Below are 26,111 nucleotides of genomic sequence, written 5' to 3'. Positions count from 1 at the left end.
AGCTGCAGGGTTCAGACTTCGGATTCACTATCCGAGTAGCCGTCGATCACACCGGTGGAGAGGTACACATCCTTGCTGGTGAGGTTCTTGATGGCCGTAAGGAAGTACTGGATACCAGTTATCGCAAAACCTATTGGCGCCCAGATGTAAATCCACCAGATTTCAAAACCCAGGGCTGGCAGGATGCGCCCGCGGCTATAAAGGGTTTCGATGTACCCGTAGGAGTGGTAACAGAGGAAAAACATCACCACCGATGTAAACAAGGCGATGAAAATCATCAGTACTTTGCGGCCCTTTGGCGGGATCGCGTCGTAAATCGCAGACATACGGATATGGCGGCCATGGCGGGCCGCGTAGCCAATACCTGCAAAGGTAATCAGGATGATAAGAATCCGGTTGATTTCGCCGGAGAAAAACAAGCCTTCACCGAAGACAAATCGTGCAATAACGTTGATGCATGTATTGACAGCCATGAGGAGTACGCCCACCGCGAGCATGACGGCCTCAAGCTTGGCAATACCTTCATCAATGGTTCCCAGAAACCCGGGCAGGCCGGACTCATAGGTGCCGGTATCATCTTCTAGATCCGGGGAGTTCTCGGACATCGGTTCTGCTCCAGAACTTATCGCTCCCGGCCGGTAGGAGATCCCCGGCGGGGCGGGGTTAAAACAGATTCCCGCCGGGCAGGGCCGGCGGGAATGTTTCCTTCAGGTTCAGCTCAGTCGTTCTGAACTTCCTTGAGATCTTCTTCAAACTGATTCAGAAGTTCCTTGCCGCTTTCGCCAGTCATTTCGATAAACTTATCTTCCACCTGTGGTGCACGGGCCTTGAAGGCTTCAATCTGCTCATCGTTGAGACGGGTAACGGTCACTTCGTCGCTGGCCGCCTTGATTTTCTCAAGGGCTTCATCGGCGAGGCCATCGATGTGAACAATGATCTCCTCGAACGCGTAGTCAGCTGCGTCCTGGATAAGCTTCTGGTCTTCGTCAGACAGACCGTCGTAGAAGTTCTTGTTGGCCATCATCGCGGTGGTGAACCAGCCGTGCGCGGTGAAGGTCAGGTGGGGAGATACTTCGTAAAGTCCACCGGACTCAATCCAGAAGATCGGGTTTTCCTGACCCTGGATCATGTTGGTTTGCAGGGCACCGTATACCTCACCCCAGGGCAGAGGTGTTGGTGTTGCACCAAACGCATCGTAGGTTTCTGACAGCAGCGGGTTGGTCATGACCCGGATCTTTTTATTATTGAAATCCGACGGACTGGTGATAGGTTCATCGGCAGTCACCACCATTTCGCCTTCCGGATACATCTGTAGCAATTCAAGACCGTGCTCGGCATAGAGCTTCGGGAACATTTTGTTGATGGCCTCACTCTCACGGAAGAACTCAATCACGGTATCCATGTCAGTAGGCATGAGATACGGAATGAAGAAGATCTGCGCTTCCGGGATCAGGGAACCGGTGAAACCCGGTGACTGGTTTACAAAGTTGAGGATGCCAGACTGGGTCTGCCCCATGATGTCGTCGGACTCGCCAAGCTCGCCGAACCGATAGACCTGAACGGTATGGTCCGAGTTGTCTTCGATGTATTCCTTGAAGTCGTAAGCGAATACGTCCTGAACGTCACCTTCGTACTCTTCGTGTGCATAGCGCCAGTTGGCAGCGTTTACCGAATTTGCCGCTGTCATTGCGGCAAAGGCAAACGCAGAAAATCCTGCCAATTTCTTGAACTTGCTTATGGTGCTCATCGCGTTGTCTCCGCTTATTTTTTTGCTGAAATGATCTGTTACATTTATTTAGACTGGCAAAACAATCCCGATTTCGCAAGAAATTGGCGAATTTACTGGTGCCGGAAGCTACTCGTCCGGCAGTCCGTTCAAGTTGTGGTAGGCTTTCATCTCTCACCCGATACAATCAAACAGGGCAGGTATGCCAGCGACGCCAACCATCGAGCCCGGCTTTCATGCCATCCACGCGAACCACCTGGAAGACCTGCGCCGGGCCGTGGTCTGGATCTGCCGGCAAAGCCCCCTGCCACCCCTGGAAAGCGAAACCTTCCTGGTGCAGAGCAATGGCATTGCCCAGTGGCTGAAGCTTGCCCTGGCGGAAGACCCGGCCGATGCGGGGAGTGTCGGCGACCACGGTGGCATGGGGATCGCCGCAGGCATGGATTTCCTGTTCCCCGCCCGGTTTATCTGGCAGGCCTATCGGGCGGTATTGACGTCCGCCGGGGTGCCGGAGCAGTCGCCTTTTGACAAGTCCCGCCTGGTCTGGCGGCTGTTCCGCTTGTTGCCGCAGTTGATTGCGGAAGATGACGTGTTCGCCCCCCTGCAACGATTCATGGCCGGAGCGGATACCGAAACCCGCCGTTACCAGTTGGCCGGCAAGATTGCCGATCTGTTCGACCAGTACCAGGTATTCCGTGCCGACTGGCTGGCGGACTGGGAGGCCGGGCACGACCGCCTGCAGATGGCGCGGGGCGAATACCGCGAGTTGGGCGATGAGTTGCGCTGGCAGCCGGTGCTGTGGCGCAAACTGGTGGAAGACGTCGGCGAGCTTGCCGGCACCAGCCGTTCACGCATCCATACCCGTTTCATGGAGGAAGGGCAGAGGCTGACGGCAGCTGACCGGCCGTCTGACCTGCCCCGCCGCATTGTTGTCTTTGGCGTGTCCTCCCTGCCGAAACAGGCGCTGGAAGCGTTATCGATTCTCAGCCGGGTCTGCCAGGTGGTGCTCTGTGTCCACAACCCCAGCGAATTCTACTGGGCCGACATCATCAGCGACCGCGACCTGCTCACGGCTGATCGAAAGCGGGGGCTGGCGCATCCAAAGCTGGCAGCGCTGACCGACCCGGACGACCTGCACCAGCATGCCAACCCACTGTTGGCAGCATGGGGCAAGCAGGGCCGGGACTACATCCGCCTGCTGGATGAATTCGACAACCCGGAGCAATACCAGGGCCGTGTGGCCACACCGGACGGGCGTATCGATATCTTTACACCGCATGGTGAACCGGAACAGCCGGCCATCCTGCACCAGATCCAGAACGACATCCGCACGCTCACGTCACAATCAGAGATGTTGGCGCAGGCGCGCACTTTGGATCCGTTCCGGGATGATTCCGTGGTGTTCCACAACGCCCACAGCCCCCAGCGCGAAGTGGAGATTCTCCATGACCAGTTGCTGGCTGCGTTCAACGGCAATCCGGAACTGCGGCCCCGGGATGTGATTGTCATGGTGCCGGATGTGGACACCTATGCGCCCCATATCCAGGCGGTCTTCGGGCGCTATCCGGCGTCGTCACGCCGCTATATTCCGTTTACCATTTCCGACCAGGGCCAGCGTCACCGACAGCCGGTGTTGATTGCCCTCGACACCTTGATGGCCCTGCCCGAAAGCCGCTTTGGCGTCAGCGAGATCATCAGCCTGCTGGAAGTGCCGGCGGTACGGAGCCGGTTCGGCATTGCCGAGGGTGATCTGCCCCTGGTGCGCCAGTGGGTGGAAGGTGCCAATATTCGCTGGGGCCTGCACAGTGACCACCGCAGCAGCCTCGATTTGCCCGATGGCCTGGAACGCAACACCTGGCAGGCGGGCCTGCGGAGGATGTTGCTGGGCTATGGCACCGGCCGTGACGAGCCCTGGCAGGGCATTGAACCCTTCGAGGAAATCGGCGGCCTGCAGGCCAGTGTGGCGGGCAACCTCTGCCGCTTTATCGACCGGCTGGAAGACCTCTGGCACGAACTCAGGGCCACCGCCACACCGGCAGGCTGGCTCGACCTGCTGCAGTCGATACTGACGCGTTTCTTCGACGACCTGTCCGACGACGAGCTGCTGCTGGTGAACCGACTGCGCCGGCAGGCGGAGCAGTGGCTGCAGGATTGCGACAGTGCTGGCATGGACCAAGTGGAATTGCCCCTCAATATTGTTCGCGAAATTCTGCTGGAAGGGCTGGAAGAGGGTGGCCTCAACCAGCGCTTCCTCGCCGGCAAGGTCAATTTCGCCACCCTGATGCCGATGCGGGCCATCCCGTTCCGGCACGTCTGCCTGCTGGGTATGAACGATGGCGATTACCCCCGTTCCCGCCCGCCGGTGGATTTTGATCTGATGGCCCTGGATTACCGGCCCGGCGATCGATCCCGCCGGGAAGACGACCGTTACCTGTTCCTGGAAGCCCTGCTGTCGGCCCGGGAGCAGCTGTATATCAGTTGGGTGGGGCGCAGCATTCGCGATGATTCGGAACGGCCGCCATCGGTACTGGTGAGCCAGCTCCGGGATCATCTGGATGCAGTCTGGAAAGTGCCGGATTCGGACCAGAAGGCTTCCGCCGCCCTGACCATCGAACACCCGCTGCAGCCCTTCAGCCGCGAGTATTTTCCAGCCGGGAATCGTGACACTGAGGAGGGTGTTCGGCGCCTGTTCACCTACGACAGCGAATGGCTGAGTGCCCATCAGTCCCGGGAACCGGAGGCAGAGCAACCCACGCTGCCCTACCTGCCCCCGGCAGACCCGCTTACCCTGGCCGATGTCGGCGGCTTCCTGAAGCGGCCGGTGGAGATCTTTTACCAGCGCCGCCTGCAGGTGCGGTTTACCGATGTGGAGAACCTGGATACCGATAACGAGGCCTTCGCCATGGACGGCTTGCAACACTGGCGCCTGGAGGATGAACTGATCCGCCAGGCGGTGATGAAAGCCGATACCGATGAAGAACTGCAGCAACGCATCGAAACCTCCCTGGCCAGCATGGTCCGCAGGGGCGAACTGGGCATGGGGCTGACGGAATACGCCCTGACCCGGCAACTGGAAAGCCGCATGCCGGACCTGCACAAGCGTTATCAGGAGGCCCTGGCCCTCTGGCCCGAGGCTATTGAAGAGGTGATCGGGTTCGAACACCGCCACGGACAGGGCGAGGATTCCCTGTCCATCAGCGACCGTCTTGGCAACCTGCGCACCCGCCCGGATGGCGCCGTATGCAGGGTGGTCATTGCCGGCAGCAATCTGTTGGAAGGCGCCGGAGGCTCCCGCCAGCTACGCTTTCCCGCCTTACTGGACCATTGGGTGGCCCATCTGGCGGGCAACCTGCGTTTCGGGGCTTTCCATACCCTGGTCCTAGCCAAGGAGGAAAAGCGGGTGGTCAACCTGTTGCCGATGGACAGGGCTGTCGCCAAAGACTGCCTGGCCACGGCCCTGGACCATTGGATGCAGGGCCAGACCCGGCCACTGCCGGTCGAAGCCGGAGCCGCCTTCGCCTATCTGCGGGGGCTTTATCCTGCCCGGGGGGAAGGCAGTGAAGAGAAGGCACTGCAGAAAGCAGCAGAAGCCTACGACAAGGCCCTGGCCCGCGACGCAGGCTACCTGCGCAGGGCCTATCCGGATGTTGAGCAGCTGCTTGCCGACGAACAATTCCCACAACTGGTGTCCGCGCTCTACCAGCCGCTCTGGCACGCGGAGCAGGCCAGCCGTGCCAAACCCGCCGGTGCTGACAGGGAGAAGCCACAATGACAGAAGGCGTTCGCAAGCTCGACCCGCTTACGTTGCCATTACGCGGCAGCCAACTGATCGAAGCCAGCGCCGGCACTGGCAAAACCTTCACTTTGGCACTGCTGTACGTGCGTCTGGTGCTGGGGCACCGCACCGCCGAAGAGCCCCTTAGTGAAGGCATTATGCCGCCCCATCTGTTGGTGGTGACCTTTACCGAAGCGGCCACCAAGGAACTCCGTGACCGTATTCGCGCCCGCCTGACCGAAGCCGCTGCGCTTTTCGCCGTGCCGTCGGAAACCGGTGATACCACCGAAAAGGCGAAAGATCCGCTGGTCAACCTGCGCAACGCCTGCCCACCGGCGGACTGGCCGGCCTGTCGTCGCAAACTGCTATTGGCCGCTGAATGGATGGACGAGGCCGCCGTCTCCACCATCCACGGCTGGTGCAACCGCATGCTGAGTGAACACGCCTTCGACAGCGGCAGCCTGTTCCGTCAGACCCTGGAAACCAGCCAGACCGAGCTACTGGACAATGTGGTACGGGATTATTGGCGTACCTTTGTGTACCCGCTGCCCCCAGAACTGATGAGCGAAGTGCTGGACAACTGGAAAGCCCCGGAAAGCCTGCGCCAGTCCGTTCGTAACCTGCTGCCCCACGTGAATGCCCTGCCCGTTCCGGAACGGGATCCTGTGGCTGCGGCGGAAGCGGCGAAAAACCAGCGTGAGGCAAGGCTCCAGGAACTCAAGGCTCCCTGGCCGGCGTGGTGTGATGAACTGGATGAGTTGCTGGTGGAAACCGCCAAGCGCAAACCCAAGCCACTGCACGGCACCACCAAAAATTCCATCCAGAAAGCCGTGGGCCTGCTGCGGGAATGGGCCACCACCGACGCCGCCGAACCCCATGAGTTCCTATCCAGCAAGCGGACCAAGGGCTTCGATACCCTGGAAGCCGACGCTTTCGCGGAAAAATGGACCGGCGACGACGCGCCGCCCCATCACCCGGCCATGGACGCCATCGCCGAGCTCAAACCGGCCCTTAAAAACTTGCCGGTGGCGAAACGGGACATCCTCAACCACGCCGCCGTCTGGATTGCCCAGCGCCTGGACAGCGAAAAGCAACGCCTGGCCAGCATGGGCTTCGACGATCTGCTCACCCGCCTGGATGAAGCCCTGGGCGGCCCCCAGGGCGCGCGGCTGGCCGAGACGATTCGTCGACAGTTCCCGGTGGCGATGATTGACGAATTCCAGGACACCGACCCGGTTCAGTACCGCATTTTTGACCGTGTCTATCGGGTGGCCGACAACGACCAGGACACCAGCCTGCTGATGATCGGCGATCCCAAGCAGGCCATCTACGGCTTCCGGGGCGCGGACATCTACACCTACCTGGATGCACGCCGTGCGGTCAGCAGCCGCACCTACACCCTGGGCACCAACTTCCGCTCCGCCGTTGCCATGGTGGATGGCGTCAACCGTGTGTTCGCCCAGGCTGACCAGTCGCTGCCGGAAGGGGCGTTCCTGTTCCGCGCCGGTAACGACAACCCGCTGCCGTTCAGCCCGGTCAACGCCAAGGGTACGGATCGGCAATGGTGCGTGCAGGGCCAGCCGCAAACACCACTGACTTTCTGGACCCTGGCGGATGACCGCCCGATCGCCAAGGAAGCTGGCCGGGAGGCAATGGCGGATGTCTGCTCAGCGGAGATTGCCCGCCTGCTGAACCTGGGCCAGTCGGGAAGTGCCGGCTTCGAAGCCGAGGGCCAACCCCTCGAGCCGTTGCGGCCGGAACACATTGCCATCCTGGTCAACAAACGTGACGAGGCGGATGCCGTCCGGCGGGCCCTGAGTGTTCGCGGTATCCGTAGCGTGTACCTGTCAGACCGTAATTCCGTGTTGCAGTCGGCCCAGGCGCTGGAACTGCTGCAGTGGCTGCAGGCCTGTGCCGAGCCCGGTCAGTTGTCGGCGATTCGCGCGGCACTGGCCACGCCCACTATGAGCCTGGCCTACCAGGACCTGGACCGGCTGCTCAGCGACGAGAACGCTCTGGACCGTGAGATCAACCGTTTCCTGGGCTACCGCGAGCTCTGGCAACAGCAGGGTGTGCTCCCCATGCTGCGCCGCCTGCTGATGGACTACGACGTGCCGGCCAAACTGCTGGCGAGGCCGGACGGTGAACGTGGCCTGACCGATATCCTGCACATTGCCGAACTGCTGCAGCAGGACAGCCAGCAACTGGACGGCGAACACGCCCTGATCCATCACTACACCGAAATGCTGCGGGAATCCGACGAGGACGAACACCGGACCATGCGCCTGGAAAGCGATGCCGGGCTGGTCAAGGTGGTCACCGTGCACAAGTCCAAAGGCCTGGAGTACCCGCTGGTGTTCCTGCCGTTCGCCACCGAGTTCCGGGAGGAAAAACCGAATCAGGCGTTCATCAAGTACCACGATGATGAAGGTAAACTGCAGATCTCGCTGGAACCGGATGACGACACCCTCGCCAGGGCGGACCGCGAGCGGCTGGGTGAGGATATCCGCAAATTCTACGTCGCCCTGACCCGCTCCCGTCACGCTACCTGGGTGGGCGCGGCCGGCATCAAGGGCTGGCGCCAGAGTGGCCTGGGGCATCTGGTTGGCCGTGACGCCAGTGAGAGCGACACAGACCTGATGCCTTTCCTGCAGGCCATGGCCGACGGTGAGCCCGCGATAGCGGTGGCGCCAGTCCCCGAGCCCGGGGACGATGTATACGCCGGCGACGTGGAGCCGGAACTCGGCAAAGCCCTGGAGCCCGTGCGTGAAGCGAAGGAAAACTGGTGGATTGCCAGCTACTCTGCCATCACTTATGGCGCCCGCAGCGGCTTTGGTGACGACTTTGCACCAGCCAGTGAAGATGCGGAACAGGAAAACCTGCGGGAAGAGGACGAGCCCGCCGATGCCGATACAGCAGCCCCGGCCGAGGCCGGAATGAAAGGCCCGCAGCCCTTCGATCAGCACAGCTTTCCCAAGGGTTCCGGCCCCGGTACCTTCCTCCACGACATCCTGGAGTGGTGTGCCGCTCAGGGATTCCGCAAGGTGGTCGTCGACGAGCCGGGTGAGCTCCATGAACTGCTGGAGCGCCGTTGCAAGCTGCGCAACTGGAGTGACTGGGCCGACGCATTGAAGGCCTGGATTCACACCCTGGTCACCATGGACATTCCCTTGCCGGATGATGGCGGAACCTGCTCCCTCGCCGGACTGGAGACCTTTCGCCCGGAACTGGAGTTCTGGTTCGAGAGCCATCAGGTGAACACCCGCGCCATGGACAAACTGGTTCGCCAGCATACCCTCAATGGTGAGAACCGGCCCGAAGCCCATGAAACCACCTTCAACGGCATGCTCAAGGGCTTTATTGACCTGGTGTTCGAGCACAAGGGCCGCTATTACGTGCTGGACTACAAGTCGAACTTCCTGGGGGAAGACGAACAGGCCTATATTAATGACGTCATGAAAGAGAAAATCCTCGAGAAGCGATATGACCTGCAGTACGTCATCTACCTGCTGGCGCTGCATCGCCTGCTGAAGTCGCGCCTGCCGGATTATGACTACGACACTCACGTTGGAGGCGCGGTCTACCTGTTCCTGCGGGGATGTGATGCCCCGGGTGTTGGCGCCTTTAACGAACGGCCGGACCGGGCCCTGATCGAGGAACTGGACCGGCTGTTCAGCGGCCAGCGGGAGAAAGCGGCATGACCGGGGAAAGCGGATACATCCAGGACCTGTTCGACACCGCCGTGGTGGAGCCTGCACCGTTGCCCCGAACCGCAGCCGAGGCACTGGCCCTGCTGGACGACTGGGTGGAGCGGGACTGGATTCGCGCCCTGGACCACGCCTTTGCGGCCTTTGTCTGTAAAATCGTCGATGAGCGGGGCGAGCAGCCGTCCGCCATGCTGGCGTTACTCGCCGCCATGGCGTCCCACCAGGTGGGGCGGGGGCACGTTTGCCTGGATGTGCGTCACCTCTGCCAGGCCACCGAGCCAACACTGGTACTGCCGCCGGAAGGGGTGGGTTCACTCCCCGCGGACAGCTTGCAGCCGTCGGATCTGTTTGCCGATGTCAGCCCGGATGAACTTGTTTCCCACCTGAACCAAAGCTGCGCGGTGGGCAACGGCGAACTGGCCACGCCGCTGGTGCTGGACGGCTCACGGCTGTACCTGCGCCGGTTCTGGCGCTATGAGCAGGCGATTGCCGCCGGTATCCGCAAGCGACTGGAAACGCACGCGGAGATGACGGATACCAGCCTGTTGGCCCGGGCACTGGATACCCTGTTCGGTACCAGTCAGGAACCGGACTACCAAAAGCTGGCCTGCGCCCTGGCAGCCCGGAACCGTTTCAGTGTGATCACCGGCGGCCCCGGTACCGGCAAGACCACCACGGTGGTAAACCTGCTGGCGGCGCTGCAATCGGTGGCCTGTGAGTCGGCCGGAACTGATGACGCCAGCCCGTACCTGCGTATCCGCCTTTCGGCCCCTACCGGCAAGGCCGCCGCAAGGCTGAGTGAGTCCATTGGCGGGGCGGTTGATCGCCTGCCCCTGGAGAAGCTTCCGGGCCGTCCCGACAAGTCCGCCATTCCCACCCAGGTCACCACCCTGCACCGGTTGCTGGGTAGCCGGCCGGGTTCGCGGAGTTTCCGTCACAATGAGGACAACCCCCTGCCACTGGATATCCTGGTGATCGACGAAGCTTCCATGGTGGATGTGGACTTGATGGCCTCGGTGTTCGCGGCGCTGCCCGACAAAGCCAGGCTGATCATGCTCGGCGACAAGGACCAACTGGCCTCGGTGGATGCCGGCGCGGTACTGGGAGAGCTCTGTCAGCGCGCGGACCACGCTCACTATCTGCCGGCAACGGCGCAATGGCTGGAATCAGTGGCCGGGTGCCAGTTGCCACCCGAGCAGGTCGACGCCGACGGCCTGCCCCTGGACCAGGCGGTTGCCATGTTGCGTAAGAGCTACCGTTTTGATGAACACAGCGGCATCGGTGTGCTGGCCTCGGCCACCAATGCCGGCAGACTGGACAGGCAACTGATCGCCCAGTGCCGGGAGCAGAACTTTGAAGACGTGGCCTGGCTGGTGCCTGATGGTGGTTCCGCTCGTCCCGGCATTAACGAACCGGGTGTCGCATTGCTGGCGGACCATGCGCTTACCGGCAGCCCCGAACGTTTCCGCAACAGTGGTGCGGGGCGCCTGGTCAATGACAGACCGATCGACCCACCGGTGGGCTATGGCCACTACCTGGACATTGTCCGGGGCCACAAACCCGCTTCCGGTAATGAAGCAGACGAGCGTGAACCTTGGGATGCCTGGGCCACCGATGTGCTCACCGCGTTCAACCACTTCAAGGTTCTCTGCGCGCTTCGCCAGGGCCCGTTCGGGGTGGAAGGGCTGAACCGGGAAATCGCCGAGCGCCTGCGCCGTGCCGGCCTGATTGATCGCACCGAGGGCTGGTATGCGGGCCGCCCGGTACTGATCACCGGAAACGACTATAATCTGGGCCTGATGAACGGCGATATCGGCGTCACCCTGAGCGTGCCCTGGGATCGCAACGACGCCGGTGAGCCGGTGGAGACTTTGCGGGTAGCGTTCCCCTCCAGCGATGGCAGCGGTACTATTCGCTGGATATCCCCCAGCCGGCTGCAGTCACTGGAAACGGTCTACGCCATGACCGTGCACAAGTCCCAGGGCTCGGAATTTACCCATGCCTGCCTGGTGATACCGGACCGGCTGACCCCGGTACTGACCCGGGAACTGGCGTACACCGGCATCACCCGGGCACGCCACTGGCTGAGCCTGGTGGTGAGCCAGGAAGGTGTGCTGAAAGAAGCGGTAGGGCGTGGGGTGATCAGGGCGTCGGGACTGGCCAGGCTGTTGGTCTGAATGGCCATTGTTAACCCGCAACAGGGAGGAGTGGAATGAGAACGACAATGAAGACCGCCGGGTATGTGGCAGCCCTGTTTACGGTGCTGCTACTGGCCGGTTGCGTAAGTTCGCCAGCTAGGGAGAACTCGGGCGGGGATGTCGTGGCGATGCCACTGACCAATACCTACTGGCAACTGGTGAGCGTTGCCGGAGAGCCAGTGCCGGAAACCGACCGCCAACAGAAGCCCCACATCCTGTTCCTGGACGACGGCCGGGTGAGCGGTTTCAGTGGCTGTAACCAGTATATGGGTGACTACCGGGTAACGGGGGAAAACCTGCTGTTTGACTCCATGAGCAGCACTCTTATGGCCTGCCCGGACAACCTGACGGAGAAACTGCTCTTTGCGGCATTCGCCAAGACCGTGGGCGTCAACCTGGAGGGCATCGAACTTCGGTTGCTGGGTGAAGCCGGAGAAGAACTGGCGGTGTTCGAGGCCACGCGGATGAAATAACCGTCAGTTTGCGGCCAGGCAGTTTGTCATGAAGCCCCTGAACTCACTTACCAGCCGCTCCAGGCTGTTCTCCAGCCGGTGTCCGTCCGGCAGTACCAGCAACGGCAGTTTCTGTTCCCGTGCCAGCTCGACCACCGGCATGGGTAGCACCACGTCATCGTCCCAGCCGTGAATGATCTGGGTATGCCGGGCCTGAATCCTTGGGCTGGACTGCGGATAGGCGGACATCGCCAGCGCCGGCGCCAGCAGGAAACACCCCAGTACCGGCGTTTCGGCACTGGTGCGGGCACACACCCAGCCGCCCATGCTGGAACCGGCCAGGATGGTACGCTCCGGACTGGCTCCGGCCTCGGTCATGGCCTCTTTCATTTGCTGCAGGCGTTCGGTCGGGTCTTTTGTGCTGCGGTGGTCCAGCGCGATCGCGGTGACCCCGGGGAAGGTTTCCGCTTCCGCTTTCAGGGCCTGCACCTTGGTGCCGCCGGGGCCGCTCTCCAGCCCGTGGGACAGGAATACGTGGATGTTTGATGTTGCCATGGCTCGCTCCGGTAAAAGGGTTCAGTGTCGGGTGGCGGCGAGAATATCCAGCGCGTGTCGGCGTTTTTCCGGGTCGTACAGGTCCACGGTGAACATCAGTTCGTCCACTTCCACCGTTTGCAGCAGTCGCTCCAGCTGTTCGCGGATGCTGTCTTCGCTGCCCAGCATCTGCAGCGACAGGAAATCCTTCACGCCGGCTTTCTCGCCACTGTTCCACAAGCCGTCCATGGATTTTACCGGTGGCCGCATCCACAGGGGCTGGCCACGGAACAGGGACAGGATGCGCTGATAACTGGTAGTGGCGAGGAACTGCGCTTCCTCGTCGGTATCCGCCGGAACCGCTGGAACCGCCAGTATCACGTAGGGCTTGTCCAACTGTTCCGAGGGCTGGAAATTGTCCCGATACACCTGGATGGCCTCGCGGTAGAGCCGGGGCGCAAAATGCCCGGCAAAGGCGTAGGGCAGGCCCCGCATGGCGGCAAGCTGGGCACTGTAGAGGCTGGAGCCCAGCAGCCAGATGGGGACGTTGGTGCCGGCACCGGGAATCGCCTTCACTGGCTGGCCGGGTTGGAGCGGGCCGAGCAGCGTTTGCAGCCTGGCCACGTCTTCGGGAAACTGCTCCGCCCCCATGCCGTCCCGTCGCAGGGCCCGGCTGGTAATGGGGTCGGTGCCCGGGGCACGGCCAAGGCCAAGGTCGATCCGCCCCGGGTACAGGCTCTCAAGCGTACCGAACTGTTCGGCAATCACCAGGGGTGGATGATTGGGCAGCATGATGCCGCCCGAACCCACACGAAGGGTTTTGGTGGCGCCTGCAATGTGTCCCACCAGAACCGCCGTTGCGGAGCTGCTGATGCCTTCCATGTTGTGATGCTCGGCCAGCCAGAACCGGTTGAAGCCCAGGCTTTCGGCATGGCGGGCGTAGGCCACGCTGTTGGCGAGGGTCTGACCAACGGAATCACCCTCGCGGACCGAGGCCAGTTCCAGAAGGGAGTAGGAAGGGGATTGGGCGCTGGAAAGCTGCGACATTGAATGCTCCGGGTTTTGACTATCCGGCAGCATAACAAAAACCGGCCCCCGATAAAGCGGGCCGGCATCGGGGACATCACCTACGTGAGAGCATTAATCAGCAGGCGCAGTGTACGACTGGGTTGAGTACTCATCCAGCGCCGGTTTACTGATGGTGCCCTGCTCGCTCACGTAGTCCACGAAGGACTGGGCGTAATCGAGGAAGGTATCCACCGAGCGGCCATCGTCGGTCACGGTGCCGAAGGTTACATAGCCATCCTGGCCGCCACCGGTGAAGCTGTTGGTGACCACATTCAGGGTTTCAGCGTCAGTCAGGGCCCGCCATTGGGTTTCGTCCCGGCCTTTGACTTCGATGTTGTACAATTGGTCGCCTTCGGTGCGGGTCATGTCCACGTCCCAGCGCAGGCCGGCGGCATAGGGATAGGCACCGGTCGAGCCGTCCGGCGCATGAGCGAAGGCCACGGCTTCGTTCAGCACCTGGCGGATTTCGGCGCCGGTCATGGTCAGGTCAACCAGGGTATTGGCGAATGGCAGCAGGGTGTAGGCGTCACCAATGGTGATGTTGCCGGCTTCGATATCCGTGCGCACACCGCCGGCGTTCTGGATCGACACGTCGGCGTTCTTGCTCAGGAACAGGAAGGCCTGGGCTACGACATTGGCGATGTCGCCGCCGCGTTCCGCCGTTGTGCCGGCGCAGCTTGGCAGGCCGCTGGTGCCCTGGCCGGGAATGCGCTCGAGGCAGAGGTCTTCCGTTGCGGTGCCCACCACCTCATTGCGGAAGGTGTCCAACTGCTGGGTGTAGTTGGCCAGTGCATTCGCCACGGTGGCGTCTTCGGTCACGATGCTCAGCTGCGGAGCTGCTTCGATGGCCTCCATGATCGCCTGCAGCTCTGTTCCCTCGGGGGTGTATTCGCTGCCGCCGTCGTCTTCACGGACAATCTCGTCGCCCAGTAACAGGTGGGGCACACCGGTACAGGATTCCACCACACCGTCTGCATTCCACTGGATGTTGAGCTCGCCCACCACCTGGGAATACTGCCAGGCCTGCGCGACACAGGCCTTGTCACCGTCGGCGTTGGTGAGTTCCGTGGGATAGGCACCGGCGGAGGTCAGGCCAAAGGCGGCAAAGTCGCCCAGCAGGGAATGGGAGTCGCCGCCAATGATCACATCCACGCCGGACAGGGTCTCAGCCAGCAGCAGATCGTTGCCATACTGATAGTGGGTCAGCAGGATGATCTTGTTGACGCCGTCGGCCTCCAGTTCATTGATGGCGGCCTGGGCGCTTTCGGTCTCGTCCAGGAACTGGGTGGTGTCCAGCGGGCTGGAGCTGTTCCGGGTCTTGTTGGCAATATCGATGCCGACAATGCCCACTTTCTCGCCACCCACTTCCTTCACTACATAGGGCTTGATGTAATCGTCAACAGCAGTCGGAGCCAGTGGCGTGCCCACTTCCGGCACCACGTTGGCGGCCAGTACCGGTGTCTGGCAACTGCCGCTGGCGAGAAAATCCAGGAACTTTTTCAGGCCTTCGTCGCCACGGTCGAACTCATGGTTGCCCAGTGCGAACGCATCGAAACAGACCAGGTTCATCAACTCGGCATCGGCTTCACCCTCATAGGAGGTGAAGTACAGGGTGCCGGTAATGGCATCGCCGGCATGCAGTTTCAGTACGTTGTCCAGGGCCATCTCACGCTCTGCGATCTTGGCGGCAACCCGTGGAAAGCCTCCGGCGGAGAATTCGGTTTCCTGGCCGGCAATGGTCAGGGATTGTGAGCCGGCTTCAAGGTGGGAGTGGTGATCGTTGATGTGGAGGACGTTCAGGCTCAGGGGGCCGGCCGAGGTGTCGTTATTGTTGTCGTTATCGTTGTCGCTGTTACAGCCGACCAGTGCGATGAGAGGGAGTAGTGCCCAGGCTGACTTGCGGATCATTTCCTTGCTCCTGTTTTTGATTTATCTACCGCATATTCCTCTTCCCGGATGTCAGTGATGTGATGCTTTTGTTGCCATAAAAAGAAACGCCCGCACGGTGGCGGGCGCTGTTGGGTGTGAGTGGCGTTAGCGGCCGCGTTTGGCCTCCAGGATGGCAAACAGATCCCTGTGGTTCACACGTCCGTCCTGGTTGATGTCGTAGCGTTCCACGGAGGCTTTGCCAAACAGCCGTGCAAGCACAAACTGCGCGATGTCCCGGCCGTTAATACGGCCATCGCCGTTCAGGTCCGCCCGGTCGGCCGGTGATGCGGCTTCCATGTTCAGGGCAATGATCACCGGGTCGTGGTCGGAGGCACGATAGCTGTCCGGCGCATAGAAGCTGGCCTGCTGTTCCGGCGACTTGAAGTCGGTGTTGTAGTCCAGTGCCCGGGGCTCGTCCGCGTTGATGTGCCACACCGTGGTGTCGGCCACTTTCGGGGCCAGTGAGGTGTTGGCAAGACCATGGTCGAGATAGCCGGCCTGGCCGAAGAACACGTAGGAGTACGCGCTTTCGCCGTCCGCGATTGCGACCAGATCGGTATAGCCACTGTTGGTCAGTGTCCGGATCGGGTCTTCCTTGGCGTAGGCATTCAGGTCACCGATGATCAGTACGTCTTCTTCGGCGGTGTCGGTGGGGTCTGAGGCCAACCAGTTTGCCAGTGTTGCTGAAGCCTGGGTACGAACCGGGTTCCAGCATCCCTGTCCATCACCCTGGTCGGCATTGTCACCTTCGGCGCTGCCGCAACCCTTGGATTTGAAGTGGTTAACGGCAATGGTAACGGCATTGCCGCTATCGCTGGCGCGGAAGGTCTGGGCCAGAGGCTGGCGGTTAAGATCGTCAAACGGGGCCGTGGCCAGTGTTGCCGCATTGCCCATGACTTCCACCCGGTCGGCGTTGTAGATAAAGCCTACCGCGATGGCATCGCCACCGAGTTGTGGCAGGCCGGGGTCAACGTAGGACCAGTTGCCGCCGAGGCTGTCGGCCAGTTGCGCAATCGCGCTGTTATCGCCATAGCCGTCGTTTTCGATTTCCATCAGGCCTACGATGTCGGCATTCAGTGCGGTAATGGCGCTGACCAGTTTGGCGGTCTGACGGCTCAGTTCTTCCGCGTCGTCCGCACCCCTGGCTGTGGGGAAGCCGCCGCCCATGCCGTCGCCGTTGAAATAGTTCAGTACGTTGAAAGAGGCGACCACCAGGTTGCCGCTGCCTTCCAGTTCAGGACTGGTCGGGCGCGAATTCTCCTGGGCAAAGCTGGGAGCTGACAACGGCTGCAGGCGCCATTCGGAAAAGCGGTAGTCGAGAACGCCCACCAGGTCGTTCACAGTATCGCCCGCACGAACGGTGGCCGATGCGCTCAGTTCCGGAGACGGGTAAGGAACCACCGCCGGGTTCTGGCGGTTGCTGCCATCGTCCAGAACCAGACGGTCCAGGGCGTTGAGCTCCTCCACGATGGCGGCGTCTGCTCCCGGCTCGGCGATGTTGGTGGGAACAAAGTGTCGGCCACTGCCCAAAGTCAGGCTGCCAAAGCGGCCGAGGTCGTAGTTGTCGTTGACGGTCAAAGGCTCGTCAAAAAGGACACGCATGGACTCGAAGGCTTCCGGGGCATCGGCGAAAGCCCAGGGCAGTGTGAGGTTCACGGGGGCGGGGAGTGTCGCGGTGCCACAGTCGGCAATGTCGGTCACACTGGTGAGTTCGGTGAGGTTGCCGAACTCGGTGACTTCGCCGGCGATTCTCAGCCGCTGGCCAACCGTGACGTTCTCACCGGGTGCATAGACAAACAGACCTTCCGATGTGGCCGGGTTGCTATCGCGCTGGTCGGCCTCGGCTTCAATGTAAAAGCCGCCAAGGCCATCATCGCTGTTGAATGCAGCCGTCACGACCGCCTCTACAACCAGGTTTTCACCCGCGAGCGGACTGATGTCACTGGTGCCCTGAATCTCTGAGATCAGGCTTGTGGGATTGCCACAGGCCATATCTGGTGAGCCGGGATTGTCCGGTTCTTCATTGCCATCGTCAGCACCGTTGCCCAGGTCGTCGAAGCTGTCTATGGCATAACTGTCGAAGACGGTGGCGGGATCGTACAGATCGTCGGGGTTGTTGTCCGCGCTGGTGCCGTCGCGACGGCGGAGGGTCTGGTTCTGGGTGTGCACGGCATCGCCCCAGTAGCTGCCGGGGTCGAATCCGGCCTGTCCGATGCTGTCGGCGACCACGCCGCCGTTCAGCAACAGCACGGCGTCGTCACCATTGAACAGCCCGGCACCGGTGGTCTGGTCGGCAACTGCGAGGATGGCGGGGTCGGACTGGCTGTGGGCGAAAACGAAGGTGCCGTTGGGGGCCACCGTACCGTCCAGGTTGATGGTCAGGCCAGCGGCGTTGCTGCCGTTGTAGAACACCTGCAGTTCCCAGGCGGTGAGATCGACGGCGCTGGCGCCAGTATTGAGCAGTTCAATGGCTTTGTTGTTGCCGGAACCTTCCACATATTCACTGATTACCAGTCCGGCCGATGCCGGGCCGGCGAGGACACCGGCAATAGCGGTGGCCAGCATGGATTGTTTTATCGTCATGGCTCTTTCCCTGATTGATCATTGAGTTTGTCGGGGGCGATCGGCGCCGCCTGTTTCACTTTGGGAAAGGACTGTGACGAAGGGATGTTCGTTTTATGAATGACCAGTGATATCTGCGGATGAGGGCGTTATCCACCAGGTCGGCAGCAACTGGCGGATGTCGGGCTGCAGGAAACGGTCGTCGATCAACCAGATGACACCCCGGTCTTCCGGTGTGCGGATCACCCGGCCGGCGGCCTGGGCTACTTTCTGCAGGCCGGGAATCAGGTAGGTGTAGGCCTGGCCGCTGCCGAAGCGGTGTTCCAGCCGTTTGCGTAAAATTTCGTGCCAGGCGTCGAACGGTGGCAGGCCCAGGGTGGCCACGAAGGCGCCGATCAGGCGGTCACCGGGCAGGTCGATGCCTTCGCTGAAGACCCCGCCGAGTACGGCGAAGGCAACGCTGGAATTGTCGTTGCGGAAGTCATCCAGAAATGCGGTGCGGTCCTCACCGGACATTCCCGGTTGCTGGGTTCGAATAGGAATGTCCGGCGCTTCGCTGGCCAGGGTGTCCCGCACCCGGTTGAGGTAGGCAAAGCTGCTGAAAAAGGCCAGGTAGTTCCCGGGCCGCTCGCGGTATTGCCGGGCGATGAGCTCGGCAATGGGTGTCAGCGAGCGTTCCCGGTCCGCCTGGCGGGTGCTGATGTGGGGGGTGAAATGCACACTCAACTGGTCGGCGGAAAACGGGCCGGGCAGCGACTGGAAGCAGGTGTCTTCGGGCATGCCCAGCAAGTCACGGTAGTAGATGCCGGGTGAGAGGGTGGCGGAGAACAGCAGGGTGCTGTCGGCGGTCTCGAAGCGCGGGTGGAGAAAATCCGCCGGGATCAGGTTGCGGATGGCCAGTTGCGCCTTGCCTCGGCCGGGCCTGACCAGCTCGCACAGGGAATGGTCGCCAAACACCTCGGCCAGTTTGGTAAAGGCCAGGCTTTCAAACATCAATTCCTGCAGCGCAAGATCGGGCGGATGGTCCGCCAGGTAGTCGGTGATGGCGGAGACCAGACGGTTCAGGGCGCCGGTGAGTGAGCCGGGCAGGTTGTCCAGGATCACCGGTTCCCGGCTGATGTCCGGAGCATGGTCGCGGATCACCGATTGCCAGGCCCGGGAGACGCCATCCAGTTTGGCTTTCAGGGCCTTGGGTGCCTGCTTTCGAATTCGGAGCAGGCGGGCCTGGCTCAGTTCCACCGAGTACATGCCCCTGGCCCTGTCCACCAGGTTGTGGGCCTCGTCGATCAGCAGGCTGGCCTTCCAGTCGTTCTGTCGGGTCAGGGCGTGGAGCAGGGCGGACTGGTCGAACATCCGGTTCACATCCGCCACCACCACATCGCACCAGCGCGCCATTTCCTGGGCCAGGAAGTAGGGGCAGAGACCATGTTGGCTGGCGATGTCCGCCAGTACCTGTTGGGTGAGGGCGCCGGTGTGGTTGGCGGCATCGGCCCGGGCCGCTGGCAGCCGGTCGAAGAAGCCTTTGGCCAGTGGGCAGGCATCGCCGTGACAAGCCTTGTCCGGGTGTTCGCAGGCGTGGTCCTTGGCGACCAGTTCCAGGGTTCGCAGTGGCAGCATGCCGGTTTGTTTCTCCCGTAGGAGATGGACGGCATCCACTGCCAGATGGCGGGCGGTGTTGCGGCTGGTCAGGTAGAACAGCCGGTCCTGCCCGGCTGCGGGCATGGCCATCAGGGCCGGGAACAGGGTGCCCAGGGTTTTGCCAAGGCCAGTGGGAGCTTCCAGCAGCAGCTTCCGGTTGCGAAGGCTGTTCCGGTATACGGTTTCCGCCAGGGCCCGTTGCTGGGGCCGGAATTCGGGGAAGGGAAAGGTAAGCTGCGAGAGCGCCTGGTCGCGATCCTGCCGGTGGCCGGCCTCCTGTTCCGCCCAGCCGCTGTAGATGGCACAGAGTTGTTCCAGTTCCTGCCAGAGTTCGTCGGCACTGGCGGTTTGAGTGATGGGTGTTTCCTTGTCCTTGCCCACATCGTAGTAGATCAGGGCCAGTTCAATCTTTTTCAGCTTCTCCTGACGACAGATCAGCGCTCCGTAAGCCCGCAGTTGCGCCCGGTGCAGGTTACGTTGGGCTTCCCGCACCCGGGACAGGTCGCCCCGGTGGGTCTTGATTTCTTCCAGCCGGCCGGCAACCGGGTCATACCCATCGGCCCGGCCGCTGACCATCAGTTTGCCGCACTGGCCGGCCAGGGCCACTTCGCTTTGATACCTTGGTCCGCGACGGGCCTGAACGGCGCCGTGGCCAGCAATGCCCTCTTCCGATGTGGGGGCCGGTGTGTAGCGCAAGTCCAGGTCGCCCTTGCGGGCGGCGAACTCGCAGAGGGTCCGCACGGCAACCTTGAGGTCACTCATTCGGCGGCCCCGGCCCAGCGCACGTAACAAACCGACACCGCGATATCGTGGCTGACACAGAATTCCAGCCAACGGGTCTGGTGATCCTGTAAGCGGTCACCCGGGCCTTTCACTTCAATCATTTCATAGCGCCGATTCGGATCGGTATGGCCCGGGTGGAAGCGAATCAGATCGGGGAAGCCGCTGCGGTGTTCTTTCAGGTTGTCCAGCAGGCGCCGGAACATACGCTCCAGGTGGTGGGCGGGAATACACTCCAGTGCCAGTTCCAGCAGGTCTTCCGAGAGCGCTGGCCAGATCACGAAAGGCGAGGCAACGCCCTGCTTTTTCCGCCAGGTGTTGCGAATCCTGGTTTTGTAGTCGTCCGTGGCCAGGGCATCCAGGCAGTCATCAAACAGTGCCTGCCGGCGTTCCACGAAATCCTCCCGATACAGATCCACCGGCCCGGTGTGGAAGGGGTGGAAGAAGGCGCCGGGAACGGGCGCAAACAGAGGGCGCCAGCACAGCAGCCCAAAAAGACCATTGATCAGGGTGTTTTCCACATAGGCAACCGGCGCCTCTGGTTCAGACAGGTGCTCCATAGCCACCCATTCCACAGAGTGCCCTTGCGGATTATCCAGCTCCAGGGTAAAGGCCGTGATTGCCGGGCGCGTAGAGGCCTGGGGGGTGGCTTCTCCCAGCTTTTTGGCCAACCGCAACAGGATACGCTCCAGCCCCCGCTCCTCCGAGCCGAACCTGGGGGCATCGCCGGCGGTTATAGCCAACGCCCAGGCTTCGTGGTGTCGCTTGAGTCGCTCCAGCAGTCGCAACTGCCGCAGGCGGGCTTCGCGGTGACCGCTGTGTTGGTAGGCGGAAAGCGCCAGGTCCGTGTTACCGCCGCGCTCCGCCAGTTTGCCCAGCTCGAATAGCAAGCGGCCGCGCCGGCTTTCCAGCCAGGGGTTGTCGTTGGCCGGGGGGACATCCTGCCATACGGTTTCCGGCGATTCACCTTCGTCCAGGCGTTCACGGCAGTGGTGCATGATGAGGTATCGGTCTACATCGTCACGCTCGTCGAAGGCCCGGGATTCGGTGGAGAGCGGTACCTGTTCATATTGCTGGTGGCCCAGCTCCACCAGCACGAAATCGGACCAGCTCTGGCGCAGATTGCCAAAAAACATCAGGCGAAGGCGGTCGAACAGGGCCATGTGGTTCAGTCGGATCACCTGTGTGGGGATACCCGGCAGCCAGTGTTCCACCGGTGCTGCGTCGGGATACAACGGGATCAGTGTGTCTTTCAATAACCCCTTGGCGGCTGCGGTTGGCAGACCGGCAGCGGAGATCTGGTCTGCCAGCGCGGGGCGAAGCTCGGCAAGGGTGAACAGGCGAAAGAGCTTGGCCAGGGGAATGCCCGGGTTGTCTTCAATCCAGCCGTTGCGGGATAGTGCGCTTGCGGCGTCTTTCACCGGCACGCCAAGCTCCGGGTAGTTGAGTTTTTCCACCCGGAACAGCTCGCCGCTGCGCATGACCATTCGGGCCAGCAGTGCCCTTGCCGACTGATCCAGTGTCAGCAGGCTGTCTATCCGCCCGGTTTCATCGGCGGTCAGCAAATCGCTGTGGTGCTGTCGTACCCAGCGCACGACCGTCTCGAAGTTCTCGAGATAGTACAGCGGATTGTCCAGGTCGGCGGTGCCGGGCATGGTGGTGTGTCGGGCTGGCGCGGGGTTCATAGCTGAATTCAGAGATCCACAACGATTGGCGGGTTCAGGGGTTTGTAGCTGCCCGTGCAGGTGCTGGCATTGACGAACAGGCAGTCATTCACGGTTTGCTGCCCGTAGCTTTCGTGAATATGCCCGAACAGATGCATTTTCAGAGTCAGCCGTTCCAGTTCCCGCGCCAGGTCATCACAACCGACGGCCTGGGAGTGAGTGGCGGTGATCACTTGGTCGAGGATGCCGGCGGGCGGCCCATGGGTGATCAGTACGTCGGTGTCTGCTGGAATCTTTGCCCAGCGCTCGGCAATCGCCGGGCCGCGTGTCAGGTTGAAGGCCCAATCGAAGAACACCGGTGTCCAGGGGCTGCCCCAGAACTTCACACCCTCAATCTCGGTACCGCAGTCCCGCAGGTAAATCGCATTCCGGATCAGCGCTTCAGCGTCGGCTGGCTCATCCTGCAGACACCAGTCATGGTTGCCGGCAACCAGAATCTTGTGGCGGTGGGGCTGCTCGGAAAACCAGTTATCCAGGTCCTCCAGTTCCTCAAGGGTGCCGACGCCCAGGCAGTCGCCGGCGTGGATCAGCACGTCGCCGTCCGGTACCGTCACCTGGCGGTGCATGCTGTGGGTATCCGATATGCAGACCAGTCTCATGAAGGCTCGCTGGGTTTGTTGGGTTTATGGAAGGTTCCGTGGCGCCCGGCGCCGCCAGCAAACCGGCCGGCGCCTTCAATGGCTTCTTCGAACACCACAGGATAGCCGCCAGCACCCTCGGCAGCCAGCGCTTCGCGTAGCTCCATATCCCACTGGTGAATGGCGGAGTGGCGATCGGCGCGCAGGCACTTCTGGGGGAAACCGGCAATGTCCGCTGCCAGGGCTTCCGCGGAGGATCGCGCCTCTCCGTCCGGCACCACCCGGTTTGCCAGCCCCATGGCTTTGGCTTCTTTGGCGTTAACCGGCCGACCGGTCAGGATCATGTCCATGGCGTTACCGTGGCCAACGACCCTTGGCAGGCGAACCGTTCCGCCGTCAATCAGCGGTACACCCCAACGGCGGCAGAAGACACCGAAAATGGCGGATTCTTCCACCACCCGCAAATCACACATCAATGCCAACTCCAGGCCGCCAGCCACTGCGTATCCCGACACCGCCGCGATCACGGGTTTGGACAGTTCCATGCGGGAGGGGCCCATGGGGCCGTGTGCGGTACCCGTTGCCTCAATCTCGTTGCGCCGTTCCGGGTCGCCGACGGCTTCGAGATCAGCCCCTGCGCAAAAGTTACCGCCTTCGCCCCAGAGTACGGCCACTTTCAGCTCGTCATTTGCTTCAAAGTCGGCAAAGGCCTGGCGCAGGGCGTTGGCGGTTTCGCGGTCAACAGCGTTCCGTTTTTCGGGGCGGTTTATAACAATGGTAACAACAGCGTTGGTGGTTTCGGTGTAAACGGGCGGGCGTGTCACGGGGGGCTCCTGAATTGATTGTTATGGGGGCAGGTGACGGCTCCAGTATGCACTCTGCCGAATAACAGCAACAAGGCCGGCAGCCAAGCCACTTAATGGCGATGGGTATGCCGATAGTCGGTAGGCGACTGGCCCATGACTTTCTTGAACAGCCGCGAGAAGTAATAGTTGTCGGCATAACCCAGCATGCTGCTGATATGGGTGAAGGAATGGTCCGTGGTGTCCAGCAGCTGGCAGGCCTGTTCCACTTTCAGGTGCAGGAAATGCTGGATGGGGGACACCCCGGTCAGGGCCCGGTAGCGGGTGGCGAAGTGCGCGGGTGAGAGACCTGTCAGGTCCGCCAACTGATTGAGAGTGATGCGCTCGTCCAGGTGCTCGCGCATGAAGTTGTGGATGATCTCCAGGTCCGGCTGCTGGGCGTGGCCGGCTTCGCCGACACTCAGGGGCACCGCCGCCAGTAGCTGCCGCAAGCGATTGGCCACATGCACCAGGCCGGGGGTTCGGAAGCCGGTCTGCCGAACCGACAGCAAACCGTTGAAGTCCACCAGCAACCTGGGCTGCCGCCCGATGTGCTGAATGCGAATGCCATCGGTAAACCCCATGTGTTCCCGGAAGTTTTCCGCCAAAGGGCCTGCATAGTGTACCCAATGGATTGTCCATGGGTTCTCCGGTGCGGCGGTATAGCGATGGGCGGCCCCGGCGGGAATCAGCACCAGGTCGCCGGCCCGGACCAGGCAGGGCTCGTCTTCGACGCTGAGGTAGGCTTCGCCTTCCGTGCAGTGAATCAAAAGATGGTCGTTGTGGTGCTCCCGGTGCATGTGGTGGCCCGCCGCGCGGCGATAGTGGCCAAAGGCCAGCGGGTACAGGTCGCGGGTCAGGGGGTGCCGTGACAGGCTACGTATTACCGGGTCGGGGATGACGTAACGGATGCTGTCTGGCGGTACCGGCCACTGGGAGGTTCTGGTCATAATCGTTGGCTGCATTCCTGATATATCGAAATATAATCCATCATGGTCGAAACTTAGTCAATCATGGGGCGGCAGAGGGCTGTGCTAGGATCGATGACAACCTGAGGGTAAAGACCCCACTCCTACAACAATGACAGGGAACATTGCTATGAAAAACGTACCCCTTTATATCACTGGTGAGTTTGTACAGAGCCAGACCGACCAGTGGATTGACGTTACCGATCCTGCCACCAACGAAGTCATCGCCCGCGCGCCCTGCACCACCGATGCGGAAATGCGTCGTGCCATCGACAATGCCGGCGAGGTGTTCAAGTCCTGGAAGGAAACCCCGGTTTCCGAGCGTGCCCGGGTGATGATGCGTTACCAGGCACTGCTGAAAGAACACCACGACGAAATTGCCGAGATCCTTTCCAGCGAAACCGGTAAAACCTTTGAGGATGCCAAGGGCGATGTATGGCGCGGCATCGAGGTTGTGGAACATGCGGCCAACATCCCGTCGCTGATGATGGGCGAAACCGTTGAGAACGTGGCCCGGGAAATCGACACCTATTCCTACACCCAGCCCCTGGGCGTCTGCGCCGGCATCACCCCGTTCAATTTCCCGGCGATGATTCCCCTGTGGATGTTCCCCATGGCGATTGCCTGCGGTAACACCTTTATCCTCAAGCCGTCCGAGCAGGACCCGCTGACGCCGATGAAACTGGCCGAGCTGTTTGAGCAGGCCGGCGCGCCCAAGGGTGTGTTGCAGGTGGTCCACGGTGGCAAGGAGCAGGTGGACGTGCTGCTGACCGATCCGGCCATCAAGGCGGTGTCCTTCGTTGGCTCCGTGCCGGTAGGCCGTTATATCTACGAAACCGGTACCCGCAACATGAAGCGTGTACAGAGCTTCGCCGGTGCCAAGAACCACATGGTCGTGCTTCCTGATGCGGACAAGGACCAGGTTGTGAAAGCTCTGGTAGGCGCGTCTGTGGGCGCAGCCGGTCAGCGCTGCATGGCTATTTCCGTCGCGGTCTTCGTGGGCGAGGCCCAGGAGTGGATTCCGGAAGTGAGAGATGCATTGGCCGCCGCCAAGCCGGGCGCCTGGAACGACAAGTCCGCCAGCTACGGCCCGATCATCAGCCAGAAAGCGAAAGAGCGGGTGGAGTCACTGATTACCCGCGGTGAGCAGGAAGGCGCCAACCTGCTGCTGGACGGCCGCAACTGCACCGTCGACGGCCTGCCGGACGGCAACTGGGTTGGCCCCACACTGTTCTCTGGCGTCAAGCCGGACATGGACATCTACAAAGAGGAAATCTTCGGCCCCGTGCTGTCCTGCATGGAAGTGGATACCCTCGCGGATGCCATCGCCCTGGTAAACGACAGCCCCTACGGCAACGGCACCTCCATCTATACCAGCTCCGGTGGTGCGGCACGCCGCTACCAGCATGAAATCGAAGTGGGTCAGGTGGGTATCAACGTGCCCATTCCGGTGCCCCTGCCGTTCTTCTCGTTCACCGGCTGGAAGGGCTCCTTCTACGGTGACCAGCACGCCTACGGCAAGCAGGCGGTGAAGTTCTACACCGAAACCAAGACCATTACGGCGCGCTGGTTCAGCAGCGACGCGGTTGCCGAAACCAACTTCTCTATCCGCATGCGGTAAGGGGAGCCC

Annotated in this window: 16 protein-coding genes; 5 read left to right on the top strand and 11 right to left on the bottom strand. The window is 61.6% G+C overall.

The annotated features are described in order from the left end of the window. Positions 1 to 11 precede the first annotated feature (11 nt). Together NLU14_RS11220 and NLU14_RS11215 are read right to left on the bottom strand one after the other, a co-directional pair. Positions 12 to 605 (bottom strand): TRAP transporter small permease, encoded by a 594-nt coding sequence (locus NLU14_RS11220; RefSeq protein ID WP_275706463.1) that lies wholly within the window; start codon positions 603 to 605, stop codon positions 12 to 14. Between the two features lie 113 nt (positions 606 to 718). Further along, positions 719 to 1,747, bottom strand: coding sequence for a TRAP transporter substrate-binding protein (locus NLU14_RS11215; RefSeq protein ID WP_275706461.1), 1,029 nt, complete (start codon positions 1,745 to 1,747; stop codon positions 719 to 721). A 181-nt stretch (positions 1,748 to 1,928) separates the two neighbouring features. Between NLU14_RS11215 and recC the strand changes: the two genes are divergently transcribed. From recC to NLU14_RS11195, 4 genes are read left to right on the top strand one after another with little or no spacing between them, the layout of a single operon-like run. Further along, entirely contained in the window at positions 1,929 to 5,498 is a 3,570-nt protein-coding gene (gene recC / locus NLU14_RS11210) for an exodeoxyribonuclease V subunit gamma (protein ID WP_275706459.1), read from the top strand. After that, positions 5,495 to 9,202: an exodeoxyribonuclease V subunit beta gene (gene recB, locus NLU14_RS11205; RefSeq protein WP_275706457.1), complete on the top strand. Its 3,708-nt coding sequence runs from the start codon at positions 5,495 to 5,497 to the stop codon at positions 9,200 to 9,202. Before recC ends, recB begins: the two co-directional genes overlap by 4 nt. Continuing rightward, a complete protein-coding gene (gene recD / locus NLU14_RS11200) occupies positions 9,199 to 11,385 on the top strand; it encodes an exodeoxyribonuclease V subunit alpha (RefSeq protein WP_275706455.1) in 2,187 nt (728 codons plus the stop codon). The genes recB and recD overlap by 4 nt, the downstream gene beginning before the upstream one ends. Positions 11,386 to 11,420: 35 nt before the next feature. Continuing rightward, the gene (locus NLU14_RS11195; protein ID WP_275706453.1) at positions 11,421 to 11,879 is read left to right on the top strand and encodes an META domain-containing protein; all 459 of its coding nucleotides are present in this window, start codon (positions 11,421 to 11,423) and stop codon (positions 11,877 to 11,879) included. Between the two features lie 3 nt (positions 11,880 to 11,882). On the opposite strand, the gene NLU14_RS11190 is transcribed toward NLU14_RS11195, so the two are convergent. The 9 genes from NLU14_RS11190 to NLU14_RS11150 form a co-directional block, all read right to left on the bottom strand. Continuing rightward, the gene (locus NLU14_RS11190) at positions 11,883 to 12,413 is read right to left on the bottom strand and encodes a YqiA/YcfP family alpha/beta fold hydrolase (protein WP_275706451.1); all 531 of its coding nucleotides are present in this window, start codon (positions 12,411 to 12,413) and stop codon (positions 11,883 to 11,885) included. Between the two features lie 21 nt (positions 12,414 to 12,434). Further along, complete coding sequence (locus NLU14_RS11185) at positions 12,435 to 13,439, bottom strand: LLM class flavin-dependent oxidoreductase (RefSeq protein WP_275706449.1); 1,005 nt, start codon at positions 13,437 to 13,439, stop codon at positions 12,435 to 12,437. Between the two features lie 93 nt (positions 13,440 to 13,532). After that, positions 13,533 to 15,368 (bottom strand): NAD nucleotidase, encoded by a 1,836-nt coding sequence (gene nadN, locus NLU14_RS11180; RefSeq protein ID WP_275706447.1) that lies wholly within the window; start codon positions 15,366 to 15,368, stop codon positions 13,533 to 13,535. 126 nt (positions 15,369 to 15,494) lie between these two features. Next, on the bottom strand, positions 15,495 to 17,972 hold the full coding sequence (locus tag NLU14_RS11175) for an ExeM/NucH family extracellular endonuclease (RefSeq protein ID WP_275706444.1): 2,478 nt from the start codon (positions 17,970 to 17,972) through the stop codon (positions 15,495 to 15,497). Between the two features lie 93 nt (positions 17,973 to 18,065). Beyond that, positions 18,066 to 20,351, bottom strand: a complete 2,286-nt coding sequence (locus tag NLU14_RS11170) for an ATP-dependent DNA helicase (protein ID WP_275706442.1) — start codon at positions 20,349 to 20,351, stop codon at positions 18,066 to 18,068. After that, positions 20,348 to 22,054 carry a VRR-NUC domain-containing protein gene (locus tag NLU14_RS11165; protein ID WP_275706440.1) on the bottom strand — a complete coding sequence of 569 codons (1,707 nt, stop codon included), beginning with the start codon at positions 22,052 to 22,054 and terminating at the stop codon, positions 20,348 to 20,350. The genes NLU14_RS11170 and NLU14_RS11165 overlap by 4 nt, the downstream gene beginning before the upstream one ends. An 8-nt stretch (positions 22,055 to 22,062) precedes the next feature. Then, the gene (locus NLU14_RS11160; protein WP_275706438.1) at positions 22,063 to 22,692 is read right to left on the bottom strand and encodes a metallophosphatase domain-containing protein; all 630 of its coding nucleotides are present in this window, start codon (positions 22,690 to 22,692) and stop codon (positions 22,063 to 22,065) included. After that, a complete protein-coding gene (locus tag NLU14_RS11155; RefSeq protein ID WP_275706436.1) occupies positions 22,689 to 23,495 on the bottom strand; it encodes a crotonase/enoyl-CoA hydratase family protein in 807 nt (268 codons plus the stop codon). The genes NLU14_RS11160 and NLU14_RS11155 overlap by 4 nt, the downstream gene beginning before the upstream one ends. 92 nt (positions 23,496 to 23,587) lie before the next feature. Next, positions 23,588 to 24,463, bottom strand: coding sequence for an AraC family transcriptional regulator (locus NLU14_RS11150; protein ID WP_275706434.1), 876 nt, complete (start codon positions 24,461 to 24,463; stop codon positions 23,588 to 23,590). Between the two features lie 148 nt (positions 24,464 to 24,611). On the opposite strand from NLU14_RS11150, the gene NLU14_RS11145 reads away from it, so the two are divergent. Further along, complete coding sequence (locus NLU14_RS11145) at positions 24,612 to 26,102, top strand: CoA-acylating methylmalonate-semialdehyde dehydrogenase (RefSeq protein WP_275706432.1); 1,491 nt, start codon at positions 24,612 to 24,614, stop codon at positions 26,100 to 26,102. Positions 26,103 to 26,111: the final 9 nt, after the last annotated feature.

Origin of the sequence: Marinobacter iranensis (genome assembly GCF_029207565.1) — a bacterium.
GTDB lineage: Bacteria > Pseudomonadota > Gammaproteobacteria > Pseudomonadales > Oleiphilaceae > Marinobacter > Marinobacter iranensis.
This window is presented reverse-complemented; position numbering and strand designations above follow the sequence as displayed.